At 62.5% G+C, this 14,882-nt stretch carries 13 protein-coding genes, 1 tRNA gene and 1 pseudogene; 3 read left to right on the top strand and 12 right to left on the bottom strand.

The window, feature by feature from the left end; all coding sequences use genetic code 11:
• Positions 1–86 precede the first annotated feature (86 nt).
• The 5 genes and pseudogenes from ACYG9V_RS09270 to choX form a co-directional block, all read right to left on the bottom strand.
• Positions 87–1,271: an ROK family transcriptional regulator gene (locus tag ACYG9V_RS09270; RefSeq protein ID WP_352765645.1), complete on the bottom strand. Its 1,185-nt coding sequence runs from the start codon at positions 1,269–1,271 to the stop codon at positions 87–89.
• Between the two features lie 250 nt (positions 1,272–1,521).
• A pseudogene (locus ACYG9V_RS09265) lies at positions 1,522–1,803 on the bottom strand (IS30 family transposase); the annotation flags it as partial.
• 623 nt (positions 1,804–2,426) lie between these two features.
• Positions 2,427–2,591, bottom strand: coding sequence for a hypothetical protein (locus ACYG9V_RS09260; protein ID WP_023712999.1), 165 nt, complete (start codon positions 2,589–2,591; stop codon positions 2,427–2,429).
• Between the two features lie 37 nt (positions 2,592–2,628).
• Positions 2,629–3,465 (bottom strand): alpha/beta fold hydrolase, encoded by an 837-nt coding sequence (locus tag ACYG9V_RS09255; protein WP_352765647.1) that lies wholly within the window; start codon positions 3,463–3,465, stop codon positions 2,629–2,631.
• Positions 3,462–4,400, bottom strand: coding sequence for a choline ABC transporter substrate-binding protein (choX, locus tag ACYG9V_RS09250; RefSeq protein ID WP_460221940.1), 939 nt, complete (start codon positions 4,398–4,400; stop codon positions 3,462–3,464). Before choX ends, ACYG9V_RS09255 begins: the two co-directional genes overlap by 4 nt.
• 80 nt (positions 4,401–4,480) lie before the next feature.
• Here choX and betI point away from each other — a divergent pair, with 80 nt between their 5' ends.
• Positions 4,481–5,104, top strand: a complete 624-nt coding sequence (gene betI / locus ACYG9V_RS09245; protein ID WP_081726832.1) for a choline-binding transcriptional repressor BetI — start codon at positions 4,481–4,483, stop codon at positions 5,102–5,104.
• Between the two features lie 764 nt (positions 5,105–5,868).
• On the opposite strand, the gene ACYG9V_RS09240 is transcribed toward betI, so the two are convergent.
• From ACYG9V_RS09240 to ACYG9V_RS09220, 5 genes are all read right to left on the bottom strand, one after another.
• Entirely contained in the window at positions 5,869–6,327 is a 459-nt protein-coding gene (locus ACYG9V_RS09240; protein ID WP_352765673.1) for a hypothetical protein, read from the bottom strand.
• 5 nt (positions 6,328–6,332) lie between these two features.
• Positions 6,333–6,542: a hypothetical protein gene (locus tag ACYG9V_RS09235; RefSeq protein WP_352765649.1), complete on the bottom strand. Its 210-nt coding sequence runs from the start codon at positions 6,540–6,542 to the stop codon at positions 6,333–6,335.
• A gap of 175 nt (positions 6,543–6,717) precedes the next feature.
• Complete coding sequence (locus tag ACYG9V_RS09230) at positions 6,718–7,677, bottom strand: hypothetical protein (RefSeq protein WP_352765651.1); 960 nt, start codon at positions 7,675–7,677, stop codon at positions 6,718–6,720.
• A gap of 92 nt (positions 7,678–7,769) precedes the next feature.
• A complete protein-coding gene (locus tag ACYG9V_RS09225) occupies positions 7,770–8,060 on the bottom strand; it encodes a hypothetical protein (RefSeq protein WP_352765652.1) in 291 nt (96 codons plus the stop codon).
• Complete coding sequence (locus ACYG9V_RS09220; RefSeq protein ID WP_352765671.1) at positions 8,061–8,285, bottom strand: helix-turn-helix transcriptional regulator; 225 nt, start codon at positions 8,283–8,285, stop codon at positions 8,061–8,063.
• A gap of 599 nt (positions 8,286–8,884) precedes the next feature.
• Here ACYG9V_RS09220 and ACYG9V_RS09215 point away from each other — a divergent pair.
• Entirely contained in the window at positions 8,885–9,181 is a 297-nt protein-coding gene (locus ACYG9V_RS09215; RefSeq protein ID WP_352765654.1) for a hypothetical protein, read from the top strand.
• Between the two features lie 402 nt (positions 9,182–9,583).
• On the opposite strand, the gene ACYG9V_RS09210 is transcribed toward ACYG9V_RS09215, so the two are convergent.
• Together ACYG9V_RS09210 and ACYG9V_RS09205 are read right to left on the bottom strand one after the other, a co-directional pair.
• Positions 9,584–9,660 (bottom strand) — tRNA-His (locus tag ACYG9V_RS09210).
• 346 nt (positions 9,661–10,006) lie between these two features.
• Positions 10,007–10,465, bottom strand: coding sequence for a phasin (locus ACYG9V_RS09205; RefSeq protein WP_023669330.1), 459 nt, complete (start codon positions 10,463–10,465; stop codon positions 10,007–10,009).
• Positions 10,466–10,789: 324 nt separating this feature from the next.
• Here ACYG9V_RS09205 and ACYG9V_RS09200 point away from each other — a divergent pair, with 324 nt between their 5' ends.
• Positions 10,790–14,794, top strand: coding sequence for a PAS domain S-box protein (locus tag ACYG9V_RS09200; RefSeq protein ID WP_352765656.1), 4,005 nt, complete (start codon positions 10,790–10,792; stop codon positions 14,792–14,794).
• Positions 14,795–14,882 lie beyond the last annotated feature (88 nt).

Below are 14,882 nucleotides of genomic sequence, written 5' to 3'. Positions count from 1 at the left end.
TCCCACACGACGCAGGGCGCGGTTTTTCTTTCAGTCAGAAACTTAATGCCGACATACAGTCGCTGTCAATCGCGATCGATTGATCTTCAGTCGGCCATCACCAGGCTGTCGGCAGGGTTGAGCGTCGTCGCATCAAGCACCAGACGCACCGCGCCCAGGACGATATCGCGGTGCCCCAGCGCGCCTATCACGAGGCGCGGCGGGTCGTACACATTCCCCTTGAGGCGATGTCGCAGCACATCGAGCACCAGATCACCACCGCCGACGACCCGGCCCGCCAGTACGATGATTTCGGGGTTCATGAAGGCAGCAACACTGCCCACCGCCATCGTCGCATAGTCCAGCAACTCGGTGACAACCGGCGCGATTTTGTCCGCCTGCCGGTCGGTGACAGCGGCCAGGGTGAGCTTTCCCGCCGCATACTGGGTGTTGGCCTCTTCGAGCATCTTGGTCGCCTGTTCGGGGATGCCGAAAAAGCGCAGCGATTGCTTGTCGCCCAGATATTCGAACGGCCGCCCGGTAAGGAGGGGGTCGTCGAGATACCAGCCGAGCTCGCCCGCCGCATGCGAATGCCCGCCATAGAGCTTGCCGTCGATCACGACGCCCGCGCCCGCGCCGGGCCCGATCGAAAGGCTCACGACGCTGTCGGCGCCACGCCCGGCCCCGAATCCCCATTCGCCCACGGCGGCGAGGTTGCGCCCGTTTTCGACGACGATAGGTATCTGAATATGCTCGCTGAGCCGCGCCCGCAACGGCATGTCGCGCCAGCCGAGCCCGAGCGTCAGCACCACTTCGCCCTCCGGCTGCCTGACGATCGAGGGCACGCCAATGCCGATGCCGCGAATAGTCTGGCCGCGCGGGCGGGGGGCCGCCATAAGCCGGCGGATCAGGCCGACCAGCTTTTCGAAATTGCGCTCGCCATCATCGTCGGCGGTCTCGTGCATTTCTGTCTGCACGACGCCTTCGAGATTGGCCACGGCGCCGTAGAACTCGCCCTTGCCGGCCTCGATGCCAATGATCGCATGCGCCGCACCGCGGAACTTGATGCGCGCCCGCGGCCGGCCCCGGACATTGGCCTCGTCAAACCCGTCATACGCAACCAAATCCTCGGCAATCAGATCCTCGATCACCCGCATCACCGTCGGCAGGCTGATGTTCAGCCGCTCGGCGAGGCTCGATGGCGAAATCACTCCTTGGGTGCGGATCAAATCCACCACGGCCGAACGATTGAGTCGGCGTAACAGGCTCGACGTCGTGGGCTGGCGCTTCATTCATGGACCAGTTGCAAAAGGCCGGCGGACCGGCAACGAGCGTCGGCATAGACCAGAACCGTGCCAGAGTCCGCCTTTTTCTGATGACGCCGAACGTCAGTTGTCGCTCGGCAGGGAAAGCTACGCGGTAGCCCGTTCGATGATTACGGCGCTCCGTGGCGGGCGCCCAAGCCCTCTGAAGTCACTGCGCTACTTGTGCAAATAACTGACGCCGGTCGCTTCAATCGGTTACGAGCTCGTCCGCCCAACATCAATGACCGCTTTTGGCGGCGGGTTCAACCGATCGCTCCGCTAGGGTCTGATAGAGCAAGGTCTTTCTGGGGCGTTCGTTGAGTTGCCGCGCGATGGCGCTGAGCTTTGCCTGGCTGTGCAGGGACAGGTCGGTGCCACGTGGCAGATATTGGCGCAGCAGTCGGTTGGTGTTTTCATTCGAGCCGCGCTGCCAGGGTGATCGAGGATCGCAGAAGTAGACCTCGACGTCCGTGGCCAGTGTCAATCGCTGGTGCTCGGCAAGCTCTTTGCCTCGGTCCCAGCGCTGCCATGAAAGGCGCTGTCTTTGTCCCGTGCTTTATCGATGCGTTTTGTCCAGGACGGCATTGCGACGCTCGAATTGCTGGAGCGCCTGAGTCTCGACGTGGACTATCTGAAGAGCAGACCTGCTGCGGTCAGCCGATGGCCAACAGCGGCGCGCACAAGGAGGCGGCAGGGGCCGAGGCGGTCTTCGTCGCCAATTTTGCCGGCGACGATATATCGTTGGACCTTCGGCGAGCTGCATCCACCATGTCCGCTCCCAGCCAGCGTTCTGGAATCGACAGATCAGGCTCTCGCTCGCCGGAAGATTGTCGGTCCCACACACGCGTGGTGGACACGAATCCGGCGAGCCCGGCGACGTCTTTCATGGCCTGTACGAAATGCACCCCTCGAGGTGTTCGATGAGGCGGAAGACGTCCCCCTTCCCGTCCGACAGCGGATCGAACCAACGCATCGCGCCGAAATTTCATCGCTCGCGCGTGCTCTCCTTGACGTCGAGCGCGAATCCGGCGCGCTCGAGCACCGCGGCGCAGTGCACCTTGTCCTTCAGCTCTTCCAGCTCTGCTTTTTTCATCTTCGCCTGCGCCTCGTCGCGCTCCCTCCCTCGATTCCGCCCCGGATTTTTCAGTGCAGGAACCGGATGCCGCGAAGAGCAGGGCGGGCAAGGGCGCGGCCAGCAAGCCGGCGTTTGTGCCGGGTGGCGCGAACGATGCCCATGTCGGTCATCAAGCCGCGCCCCGCCGCTTCGCCGGCATGGCGGTTGCCCGCGACCATGATTGTCAGTCCCAAAAAGCTGGCACCTAGGGCGCGGTCGCTCTTGAGATAATCATCGCGCCGGCAACATGCCTGTTATCGCGTCGGCGACAAAGGCTGGATCTTCCCAATGCGGGTTGTGGCCGCAATCCTGCGCCCACACCAGACGCGATCCGACGAGTGCATCGGTCAGCGTGCGCTGGTGCGCCGCGCCGAAAAGCGGATCGCGCCCGCCGGCGATGATCAGCGTCGGGGCCTCCACCGCCCGCGCCGCGGCGGTCAGATCGGTGCGGCGGACTTCTTCGAGAATGGCGCGCCAGCGCGCAGCCGGGATCGCGGACGCGTCCTTCGCGAGGCCGGCGAGAAAAGCCCGCGGCACGCCCGGTCGACAGGCATGCCACCAGTCGTAGAACGGATCGGACGGCGAGATCGGGTCGCGCAAGGCTGCAACGCCGTCGATCAGCTGATGATCCGATCCGAAATCGGGCTTCAGCGTGCTGGCCAGGATCACCAGCCCACCGATCAGCTCCGGACGACGCGCGGCCAGCATGATCGACACCATGCCGCCCAGCGAATGGCCGACAACGATCGGCCGGCCGAGCCGCAGGCGTTGGATCAGCCCGGCCATATCCTCGGCAAAATCGGCGGCGCGATAACCCTCGCCCGCCTGCGAACCGCCGTGGCCACGCAGGTCCGGCATGATAAGCCGGCGCCCGGTAAGATGCGGCGCCAGCAGCAAAAAACTGCGGCTGGTGTCGGTGAAGCCATGAACCAAGAGCAACGGCGGCTCCGAACCGGCGATCTCGACATAGGTAAGCTCGAGACTGCCGACATCGACGATGCGCTTACGTCCGGCCCAAGACGCCTGTTCGGCCTCCTGATCCGTCAGCTCCAAAACTGCCGGCCTCACAGTCCGAGCTTTTCCTTGACCGCGGCAAGGCCGGGTTTGCCATCGAAGGTGGCGACGCCGGCAAGCCAGGCATCGAGCCGATCCTTGTGCAGGGCGATCGACTTCAGAGCCCCGTCCTCCGGCTTCATGCCGTCGTTAATGAGGTAGCCCATGCCGACATTTTCCATGTCGATGTCGAAGGCGAGGTTTTTCAGGAACTGCGCCACATTCGGGCATTCCTGCAGAAAACCCTTGCGAACCTGCGTGGTCACGGTGGCGGCGCCGAAATTCGGACCGAAGAACTTGTCACCGCCAGTCAGGTACTTGAAGTCGTACATCGTGTTCATCGGGTGCGGCGCCCAGCCCTGGAAGACGATGAACTGCTTCTCCTTGATCTCGTAGCCGACCTCCGAGAGCATGCCGGCCTCGCTCAATTCGACCACCTGCCAGCCGTCGAGGCCGAAATTGGGATCGGCAATGGCGTCCATCATCAGCTGATTGGATCCGGGCTCGATCCCGTACATCTTCTTGCCGAACTTGTCGGCGAATTTGTGCAGGTCCGACAGGTCCTTGACGCCGGCGTCCCAGACATAGGTCGGCACGGCAAAGGTGTATTTGGCGCCGACCAGATTGACGCGCACATTCTCGATGGAGCCGTCCTTCTTGTAGGGCTCGTAATAGGTGACCATGGCCGGATCCCAGTAGCCGAGGAACAGGTCGAGGTCTTTGTTCTTCATCCCCTCGTAGATGACGTTGATGCCGAGCACCTCGCTCTGCGGCTCGTAGTCGAGCGCCTGAAGCAATACCTTGGCCACGCCGGTGGTGAAGGCGAGATCGTTCCAGCCGGGCTCGGCCATGCGGACCGTTTTGCAGCTTTCGACTTCGGCGGCCCGGGCCGCCTGCGAAGCCAGCGTCAGGGCCGCGACACAGACGCCATTCGCAAGCATGCGCAACATTCCGGTTCTCCTCTTTCCGACTTTGACCTATTGGTCACTTTATTGTCCTGCTGGTCAATTGTTGATCTGAACGGACGAAGATGTCAACATGGATTCGCAATGGATGGGTCGACCCAGTGAAGCTCACGCGTCTCAGCGACATTCGCCGGAAGGAATTGCGCCAGGCGGCGTTCGCCGTTCTGGAGCGCGAAGGCATCGCCGGTGCGACGCTGGAAAAGGTCGCGGCCCAGGCCGGCGCCTCCAAGGGCATCGTGCTGCATTATTTCCGCAACAAGCAGGAGTTGTTCGAGCACGCCATGCGCGAGGCGAACGCCGTGCTCTGCCACGCCGTGGTCGCCCGGCTGCAGCGGGCGCGCACGCCGATGGAACGGCTGGACGCGGTGATCGAGGGCAATTTCGAGGAGCATCTGTTCCTGCCGCCGCTCTGCCATGCCTGGCTGTCGCTCTGCGCCGAAGTGCCCCGCGACGAGCAGCTGGCGCGCATCCAGAAGGTCATCCATGCGCGCATGCGCTCGAACCTCTTGTCCGGCCTGCGCGGCCTCGCTTCGCCGGAACTGGCCGACGAAATCGTTGTCGGCATCACCGCTTTGATCGACGGGCTATGGCTCAGGCTCGGTCTGCAGCCGGGCAGCGTCACGCGCGAGCAGGCTGTGCGCCAGGTCAAGGATTTCGTCGCGGGGCGGCTTTGCCCCGCGCCAGCCTAGACATCTAGGCCCGTCGGCCTTGCCTCGGTCGGATAAAGTTCATAGCCGGCGGGGTCGTACCCTTGACCGCCCAATTGCGGGAGCTTGGCGATGCGACTCCAAGGTAAGCGGGCGCTGGTCACCGTGGGTCGGACGGCATCGGCCTGGCAATTTGTCGGAAGCTTTCGCCTGCGAAGGCGCGGATGGCTGATCGTGGGGCGCGACCCCGGCAAGCTGGAAACCTTGTGCAACACGCCGCGGTCGAAACGCTGTCGACCGATCTCGCCAGCAGCTAAAAGGAGATCAAGTTCACTTATCCCTTATCTGCATTTGGACAAAGTTGGGGGCACGACCACGGTAGAGAATCCTCGTTACCACTAACAGCCAGATTCGATCCGACGCTAGTTCCCTGACAGAGGAAGCTCCGCGACGCATCAGGTCCGGCGGTAACCAACCCGGACCGTCGTTTCGAGACCGTGCCTCCTACATTGTCCAACTACACGCTCGATCGAATGATTTCTGACGGAATCGGCAGGATCGCGATTACTCCTTGAAGCCGCAAACATGAGAGTGGAATAGTCGGGACTAAAGAGGCCTGTTTGGGATTCCCGCGCTGTTAGAGCGTGCCACACTGCGTGATTTGTCCCTCTTCGAAGCGTCGCGCGAAACGTGGGCTCGATCGCGATCCAGGACTTGCTCGCCGAAGAGCTGTCCGAGATTCTCCTGCCGCTGCTTAGGCTCGGACCCGACAAGCTAAACCCCGAGGCATGGTCGCGAACGGCCTTTTAAACCGGGCGATGGCGGGTCCGAGCGCGGTGCGCAGCATACGCGAGCTGCGCGCGCGTCCCTCGGTATCGTTGTGCGATATAGCCATCCTGTCCCCGTTCGGGCCGGGAACGTGTCAACAACGCCCGGTCGGGGACGATCAAAAGAGCCCTGAAGCGGTCATATTTCGGATGCGCTGGCGCTTGTATTCCGTATCGATCGATGACCAGTTTCGGAATGCCTTTGATCTCCGCGATCGTCCTGCATTTCTCACGGAGCTCGTCTTCAAGCATCTGAAGCCATTGTCGAAGGACGTTGGTGACTTCCTCCTGCTCTTTTTCCGACCAATAGCCCGAGCCGGCGGAAATCAGGCCGCCAGCGAAGGGGATCGCGCCAGCCACCGCATTGATTGCTGCCCTCGCAATCCGCTTTTTGGCATCCGGCTCAAGCTCGGCTTTGTCGATCTCACTACCGTCCAAAAATGCTATCCCCGCCCAATTTTGATTGAACCAACAGCCGGCTTCTCATAGCGCTTTAAAGCCGCGAAAGAGAAGCTATCGCGCTGCGCCCTGCCGCCAGGATCAGTCCATTCGCAAAGAGCCTCTCCCAATTGGGACTTCCCAACATAAATCATCTTCTGCCTGCCGGTCTTGTGCTGAACCTCGTCCCCTTCTTTCAGCTCGTCTTCCGTCATGTTGGGTTCCTTTCGACTCGAATTGGAGAAGGCTGCGCTCACCTGATTTCCCACGCCACAGGTTATTTCCTGCGTCCCCAGAATTCACAGCTGGTCAAATACAGTGCGCGCAATCCGCCTCCCGGGCGAGACTTGCGAACGCCAAGAGGCGGCGGCTATCGCGGGATGTTCGCCGCTATCTAGTGGGGACCCGTTCGTCGTCGTCATCGTCTTTCAGCTTTTTCGGCTCCTCGATCGGCAGATTGAGCTGCTTCATGGCCGGGATATTCTCGAGCACTTTCACCACCGTGTATTCGGTCTTCAGCCCCGAGGCGGTTTGCGTCTGAGTGACTTTGACCTCACACACTAGGACGTCGCCCTTTGAGAATGCGATCTCGTTTCCATCCACGCGCCGCTTGAAATCATCGTCAGCGATCGTTGCGCTGATCTGACTATTGCCGTCGTGCAGGCGCCATTTGTTGTCGTCCTTGAAGGCCAGCGAAACGATAGAGAACGCGGCTTTGCGGATATCATCGAGGACCACGGTGCCTTCGGGTTCAGGGGCAACAAACCAAGTGGCTTCCTGAGACGACACTTCCGCCTGGACCTTCTTCGCCTCGAGGACCTTAAACTTTTGGATTCCTTCTTTCTTGAGGGGTTCGCTGACTACGCCCTCGAGCGCCTTCCTAACGGCGAGATCCTGATAGAGACGCAGCAGCTCCATCGGGACGTCTAGCGATTCACCGTCGATCGTGAGCCGAACCGTATCTGGACTCAGTCGCTCGATGCGGTCAGGCTTGCGACCGCGGAGCTTTCGGATCAGCAGGACTAGGCTGGTGCCAACCGAGCCACCCAGGAAGATAAGACCAGTGAGGTTGAGAGCCGCGGCGACGTCGTCACCGACGAGCAACGAACGCGCATGCTCGTACAGCGATTGGACCACATCGAGCACGATCTCAAACGATCCTGGCGCCGTCGCGACCACGTTCACAGATATCTTTGGAGCATCGGGTCCATTGAGCGTCCGGTTGGCGGCATCAAACAGAGATCCCACCGCAAGCAGCGCCGGTGCGAGGTCGCGCACGTCCATCGTGCCCTCGCGAAGGGCTGTGCCGTCATAGGCTATCGTGAACCGCGACTTGCTCATCTCGTCCAACTTCGGCCCCCGTGACAAAACCTTGCCAGGGCAGGCCTATCACATATAGGGCGCGTCGCTTGCGCCTCATCGGCGCGGGCCGCCTGGGGCAATCAGGACTTGAAGCGGTCGAGCAGCGCGCGAGCGGCTGGCGATACGCGGACGGTGAGCCCGTTGTGACCCCCTGGGAGCGCGTCACGGACCATGTTGACGTCAACCATGAGATCGTTAGCGATTTCCTGAAATAGCAGCATCTGGACCTCGTCCCGGCAATTTGCGAGGATCTCATTCGCGCGATGCTCTATCCGATCGATGATCCTATTTTCATCGGCGACGCGCTGCGCCTTCGCCGGCGCGCCGCCCCGATAGGTCTTTCGAATCGCACGTATCGGAATCGTGGTCATCTATCGGCGAAGCCTCACGCCGGCACCGCCACCGTTCTCCGGGATGAATTCCACGCCGGCGGCCTCGAGGGCGCGGTTCATGACGACGATCGTGGCTCGCTGAGGTGATGACTTCTCGTTCTCGAAATTTCGCACGGTAACCACGCTGACCTTCGCGGCGGTCGCGAGGTCGTCTTGGTTCCATTTGATAAGCCCGCGGGCGGCACGGCATTGAGCTGGCGTCATGGCGTTCAAGTCGTAGCACTCCTGTCGAAAATCACAACGGCTGTTGCAAAACCTATTGACTGTCGAATTCCTTTCTGAACGGTTAGCATCCTGTCGAAAAACGACAGCATTCAGAAGGACAGCGACTATGCGTAACCGTGTTCCTGCGGCTGGCGAAGCCGTGCCCGTCGACCCACCGAACCGAAGCAGGCGCCGCTTCGCTGGCGTCTCTCGCTGGCGGGTTCGCCTGCGCTGGACCGAATTCATCCTGCTCTTTCCAAGCGCCCAATTCGAGGAGAACCGGATATGAAGATCTCTCGACGCACCCTTCTCGGCGGATTGGCCGCCTTGCCAGCCGCAGCGGGCCCAGGACGAGCGTTCAGCCCTTCGGCCGCGCCATCGGGCGTCCACGCGCTGACCGAGGCCCACAGGGCCGCCAGGGCGGCGCTTACCGCGGCCGGCGCCACTTATGAAGACACCCTGGCGCGCACCGATTTGCCAGAACCTCGGTTCTCCCTTACACCATTCGCCACGAGGGCCGTGAGAAAGAGCCGACCCCGCTTTATGCGCGATCCCATGAGCTGATCGATGAGTTCATCGATTGGGCGAATAGCCCTCGCGTGCACCAGGCCAAGCTAGCGGGGTGGCGCGATGAAAAGCGCGCCAAGTTGGAAGAGACGCGGGCAGAACGGAATCGCGCTTACAAGGCGGCCGGCCTCGATCGCCTGGAGGCCGCCGTTGAGGTCGCCAGCGATGCGGAGTGGACCGCGTTCGAGGCGCTGCGCGACTGCCGGCCGGTTAATATGGGCGAGGTCGCCGCGAAGGCACGCTATCTCCTCTCAACGGTGGACGTCGACGACGAGGGCGATCGGATGGCCGACAACGCTGTGGAGCTGCTGCGGTCATTGGTGGCTTGACGAGATCGGCTCGCCGTCGAAACGCGGCGGGCTAGCGTGTTGAGATCCACGACGCGACATCACGATCGTAGAGCCAAGTTGACATGGGGCCGCCACGGCCTTCGGGATAGCCTTCAATGGAGATCTCGGCATGAGCGTGCTTGGCCGCGGTTCGTTCCGCGTTCTGCTGGGCCTCCGACAGATCCGCGAAGAATTTGATTGCTGGATCCGGACGGCTGTCTACGAGTATCAGGTAGCATTCCCTGTCCTTTCATGTCGCGTCGCATGTCGCGTGGACTAGCCGAGTGTCGCAGGAAACCCTTGGAAATCAACGGTAGCCGCTTGCAACACGGCGCGACATGAGCGCGGCAATTCAGCACGATGCCCCTATATCAAGACGTTGATTTTGTTGTGAAAAACCAATGGTACCGTTGGCTGGGATCGAACCAGCGACCTCCGGATCCACAATCCGGCGCTCTAACCATCTGAGCTACAACGGCACGTTCGCCTGAGCCAGATCGTGGTGAAAATTCATTCTCCGAGATCCGCTCTGTCGTTCGGCGATGCGTCCAATACGGTCTATCAGAGACTAATTCAAGGCCTTTGATAAGGCAAAGCCGGTTCCGCCAACAGGCGCCGGTTTCTTCGGCAAAAGAAAAAGGCCGGCGGGAGGAGGTGCCGGCCTTTTCCTGTTACGAGCCAGCGGGAGGAGGTGCTGGCTGGTCATCCCGGAGAGCAGAGGGAGGAGGTTCCACTCGCCGGGTATTCATTTGGACAACTCTATCGCACACCTATTTGTCTGACGAAATGCGACGTTTTGATGCATCGGAGAGTTGTGCGCAATTATTAGGCGGCCTTGATGTCCTTCAGGGCCTTCTCGAAAGCGGTCTTGACCGGCTTGGAGACGTCTTCGGCAGCCTTCGAAGCAACAGCCTGGAAGTCCTTGGCCTGCTCGACCGTGGTCTCGACGCGCTTGCGCAGGAAGGCGGTCTGCAGTTCGACCACTTCCGACAGCGACTTGGCGCCGATGAGGGCCTCGAGATGCGAGAAGCCGGCTTCGGCATTGGCGCGCAGAGCGGCGATGGTCTTGAGCGACAGGTCGCTGGAAACGGTCTTGGCAGTCTCGAAGGTCGATTCCAGGACTTTCTGGGTCTCTTCGGCGCCGGTCTTCAGCTTGGAGTAGGCTTCCTTCGACTGCTCGACGCCCTTTTCGGCGAAAGCGCGGATCTGATCGGTTGCCTTGGAAGCGTCGAAGCTCGGGAATTCGACGTTTTCGATGGTCTCAGCGGTCTTGGCCTTGGTCATTTTCCATCCTTTCGGGGTAGCGGCTTTGACAAAAAGCCGTCTCGTTCATGTATGATGGCAATATAGCGGTTTTTTTGTGCGATGCAATATCTTTGTTGCAGTGCACCATAAATTTCTTCCCATGCGTCACCCAAGAGGTTATCCAGGGACATTCCGAGAGGCTGTTAACCAAGTGGCCAGAGATTCCACCTGCTTCCCGCCATGGCTTGTGGACCTTCGCCGCGCGGGCTTTTATTAACAAAGCGTTAACTGCAAATTGCCCGCCTTGTAGGTTCGCCAAGAGGGGTTCGCCAAGAGGTTTCACCGAAAGGGTCCGCCAAGCGCATGCCTTCCGAGAACTACTCTTTCCTCGATGTCGCCGTGCTTGATGCGGTTCGCCAGCGCTTCGCCGCCGGCGACGCGATCGCGATTCTGTCGGCCGACCTCGAACAGGTGATCTGGGCCAACGGCCCGGGCGCTGCGGTGTTCGGCTATCCCGATATCGAGGCCATCATCGGCGCCTCGGCTCAGCTGCCGCTGATCGCCAGGCGCCAGATCATGGCGACCGCGGGCTTCCCGCAGATCGGCAGCGACCGCGCCATTACGGTACGGCTGGCGACCGGCATCACCAGCCGCGCCGTCGGCTTCCTGGCCAGTGCGGTGACTATGCCGGACGGCGAAAGCGCCATCATGCTGGTGGTGCCGGCAGCGCAGGCCGGCTCGCGCAGTGCTGCCGACATTGCGGCCCGCGCCATCAGCGGCATTACCGAAGACGGCCATTTCATCGCCTTTGTCGACGCCGCCGGCACTGTCGAGGCGGCTTCCGATGGCTTTGGCGCGCTCGCCATCCGGCCTGAGACGCTGGCCGCGCTTGTCGCCGACGTGGCGAGCCAGGACGACCGCATCGTCAAGCGGCTGGTCCCCGGCGGCGCCACGTCCTATCCGGCCGGCTTCGCGCGCCTGACCGAGTCCAGGCATCTGCTGGTGGTCATCGACGAGGATCAGCTCGGTGAGGAAAATCCTGTCGGCGAGCTGGATGCCGAACCTGCTGCAGCGCAGGTCGACGATGGCCCGGCGCAAGCCGCCGCGGAGAACGCGGTAACGGTGGATGCGGTGGCTGACCACCCCACCGCAAGCGGGAATCAGGGCGCCCCACTCGCGGCCGCACCTGATGTCGGGGAGACAGGTCCGGCTGCCACCAAGCATGATGCTTCGGCGTCAACCGATACAAAGGCGGACCATCGCGAGCAGACGACCTGCCGCGAGCAGGCGGCGAATGACAGCGCGCCGGCGCAACATGATCATTGGTACTTCCATGCCGGCGAAGAGCCGCAGGCGGGCGAGCCGGACAGTCCGGCGCAGGCCGAGCCGGACTCTGTTTCCCCGGCCGAGAGTGCGCAGTTGGACAGCAGTGCCGCTGCGCCCGCCCTGCCGTCTGACGCAGCCCCACCGGCTGCGCCTCCCGCCAAACGTGAGGTCGACCGCTCGGCGCCGCCGCTGCGCTTCGTCTGGCGCACCGACGCCGAGGGCAAGTTCAGCGCGCTGTCGCCGGAATTCGGCGACATTGTCGGCAAAGCCGCCGCCGACGTGATCGGCCGCCGCTTCAAGGACGTCGCGACAATTTTCGGCCTCGACGCCTCGGGCGAGATCGCGGGCCTGCTTGAACGGCGCGACACCTGGTCGGGCCGCTCGGTACTGTGGCCGGTTGCCGGCTCCGACCTGAAGATACCGGTCGATCTGGCAGCACTGCCTGTCTATGGCCGCAGCCGCGCCTTCGAAGGTTTTCGTGGTTTCGGCGTCGCCCGCGCCGGCGATGCGGTGGTCGATCCGGAAGCAATCGGCATGGCGCTGGTCCCCAATGGCGCGCCACCGGCAGCAGCCGAGCCGGCCCCGGAACAGCCCGTGGCGGAAGCTCCCAAGGCGGCCGATCCGTTCGAGGGCGAAGTGCCGGCACTGACCATCGTGCCGAAGCAGGAACGTCGTTTTGCCGATAAGGTCATCCGGCTGGCCGAGCATCGGCAGCCCGCCAACGACAAGCAGCCGACAAGCGAGAGGGGCCTGTCGACGCTGGAGCGCAGCGCTTTCCGCGAAATCGGCGAGCGGCTGAAGAAGGACAATCCCCCGCCGGAGCAGCCGGAGACTGCCAAGCAGGCCGAACCGGCCAATCCGGATCAGGTAACGCCAGACCAGGCCAAGGCAGATGAGCCCAAGCCGGATCATGTCGAGGCGGACCAGCCTGAAACAGCCGCGCCAGCCCGACAACCCGCCGAGGTCTCGAGTCCGGGCGAAGCCGGCCCGGCTGCCGTGGCTGAACCATCGGCAGCCGCACCCGAAAGCGAAACGGCTGAGGCCGAACCGCCGGAAAGCGATGCCGAGGACGAAAAGGACCTGACGCAGCTTGACGGCGAGCAGCCGGACGACGGCCTTGCGGACAGCGAAGCAGGCGAGGCGAAGGCGCCGACAGTGTCGCGCTCCCTGCTCGACTATGCCGATCCCGAACCAGGCTCCGTCACCGGAGACAGTACGGAAGCAACGTCGTCCAACGACGAACTTGCGCCGGCTTCCGAACCGGATGATACGCAAGCCCAAGAGATCGTCGAGGCCGCAGAGCCACAGCCGGTTGTTGCCGAGACGCCGGCCAATGCCGGTGAAGACGACAGCATGACGTCGGCCGACTTCCGCGATGCCGAGGACAATGAGGATTGGGCGCCGTCCGACGAGGCGACCGATTCCGCCGTGGAAGACGGGGACAAGGCCGGCGATGCGGACACAGTGCCGGCAGAACCACAGCGCCTGAAAGTGCCGCCGCTCAAGCTTGAGGGGTTCATGCCTTCGGCATTCTCGGCCGGAGATGAACACAAGGCCCCTGACACGTCGATCCTCGGCAAGCTGCCGGTGCCGCTGCTCATCCATTCGGGCGACGAGCTTCATTACGCCAATGAGGAATTCCTCGGCCTGACCGGCTATGACACGCTTGAGGACCTGAGCGACGCCGGCGGGCTCGACGCGCTGTTTGCCGATCCCTATTCAGAAACGGCCGGCGAAAGCGACCACACACTCAAACTGAAGACGCGCGAGGGCCAGGAATTTCCGATCGAAGCCATTTTGCGTTCGGTGCCGTGGCGCGCCGGCAAGGCGCTGATGCTGGTGGTGCGACGTACCGGCGATAACGAGCCGCCGATGGTTGCGCATCTCGCAGCCGAGGAGCAGACGCAGCCCGATGTCTCCGAACTCAAAGCGCGCATTGCCGAGATGCGCACCATCATCGACACCGCGACCGATGGTGTGGTGTTGATCGGCCGCGACGGCGACATCCGCTCGATCAGCCGGCCGGCCGAGGCGCTGTTCGGCTTCGACAGCGACGACGTCACCGGTAAACCGTTCGCCTCGCTGTTTGCCATCGAAAGCCAGCGCGCGGCGCGCGACTATCTGAACGGCCTGTCCGAGCCCGGCGTGGCGAGTGTGATGAACGATGGCCGCGAGGTGATCGGGCGCGAGGCGCAAGGGCGCTTCATCCCGCTGTTCATGACCATCGGCAGGCTGCCCAATGACAGCGGCTTCTGCGCCGTGGTGCGCGACATCACGCAGTGGAAGCGGGCCGAAGAGGATCTGACCCAGGCGCGCGCGGTGGCCGAGCGCGCCTCCTCGCAGAAGACCGATTTCCTCGCCCGCATCAGCCACGAGATCCGCACGCCGCTCAACGCCATTATCGGCTTTTCCGAGCTGATGGTGGACGAGAAGTTCGGCCCGGTAGCCAATGACCGCTACCGCGACTATCTCAGAGACATCAACCGCTCGGGCAACCATGTGCTCGATCTCGTCAATGACCTCCTCGACATTTCGAAGATCGAGGCCGGCCAGCAGGAAATGGACTACGAGGCGGTGTCGCTCAACGATACGCTGGCCGAGACTGTGGCGATGATGCAGCCGCAGGCCAACCGCGAGCGTGTCATCATCCGCTCCAGCTTCGCCTCGCGACTGCCGGAAGTCGTCGCCGACCTCAGAAGCGTGCGCCAGATCGCGCTCAACATCCTGTCCAATGCCATTCGCTATACGCAAGCCGGCGGACAGGTGATCGTGTCGACCGCCTATGAAACCTCCGGCGACGTTGTCATGCGGGTGCGCGATACCGGCATTGGCATGAGCCATGCCGAGATCGAGCAGGCGCTTAAGCCATTCAAGCAGATCAATGCGCTGAAGCGCGGGCGTGGCGACGGCACCGGTCTCGGCCTGCCGCTGACCAAGGCGATGGTGGAAGCCAACCGCGCCCGCTTCACCATCACCTCGACGCCGGGCGAAGGGACGCTGGTCGAGGTCGCCTTCCCGTCGACGCGGGTGCTGGCCGAATAGGGCCGGCCATTCCCGGGCGAGAATCCCGGACAAAGAAAAGGCGTCCAACAGGACGCCTTAAATGGGATTTGCTGTCACAACGGGGGCT

It is taken from the genome of Mesorhizobium sp. W016 (assembly GCF_054719485.1).
Note: the sequence above shows the minus strand (reverse complement) of the source record. Positions and strands in the feature narration are given on the sequence as shown.

What these genes read in the sequence shown, in the direction of transcription:
- ACYG9V_RS09220 (WP_352765671.1), bottom strand. Translation starts at nt 8,285, where the DNA reads ATGACGCCAGCTCAATGCCGTGCCGCCCGCGGGCTTATCAAATGGAAC.
- ACYG9V_RS09225 (WP_352765652.1), bottom strand. Translation starts at nt 8,060, where the DNA reads ATGACCACGATTCCGATACGTGCGATTCGAAAGACCTATCGGGGCGGC.
- ACYG9V_RS09200 (WP_352765656.1), top strand. Translation starts at nt 10,790, where the DNA reads ATGCCTTCCGAGAACTACTCTTTCCTCGATGTCGCCGTGCTTGATGCG.
- betI (WP_081726832.1), top strand. Translation starts at nt 4,481, where the DNA reads ATGTCAACATGGATTCGCAATGGATGGGTCGACCCAGTGAAGCTCACG.
- ACYG9V_RS09270 (WP_352765645.1), bottom strand. Translation starts at nt 1,271, where the DNA reads ATGAAGCGCCAGCCCACGACGTCGAGCCTGTTACGCCGACTCAATCGT.
- ACYG9V_RS09235 (WP_352765649.1), bottom strand. Translation starts at nt 6,542, where the DNA reads ATGACGGAAGACGAGCTGAAAGAAGGGGACGAGGTTCAGCACAAGACC.
- ACYG9V_RS09205 (WP_023669330.1), bottom strand. Translation starts at nt 10,465, where the DNA reads ATGACCAAGGCCAAGACCGCTGAGACCATCGAAAACGTCGAATTCCCG.
- choX (WP_460221940.1), bottom strand. Translation starts at nt 4,400, where the DNA reads ATGTTGCGCATGCTTGCGAATGGCGTCTGTGTCGCGGCCCTGACGCTG.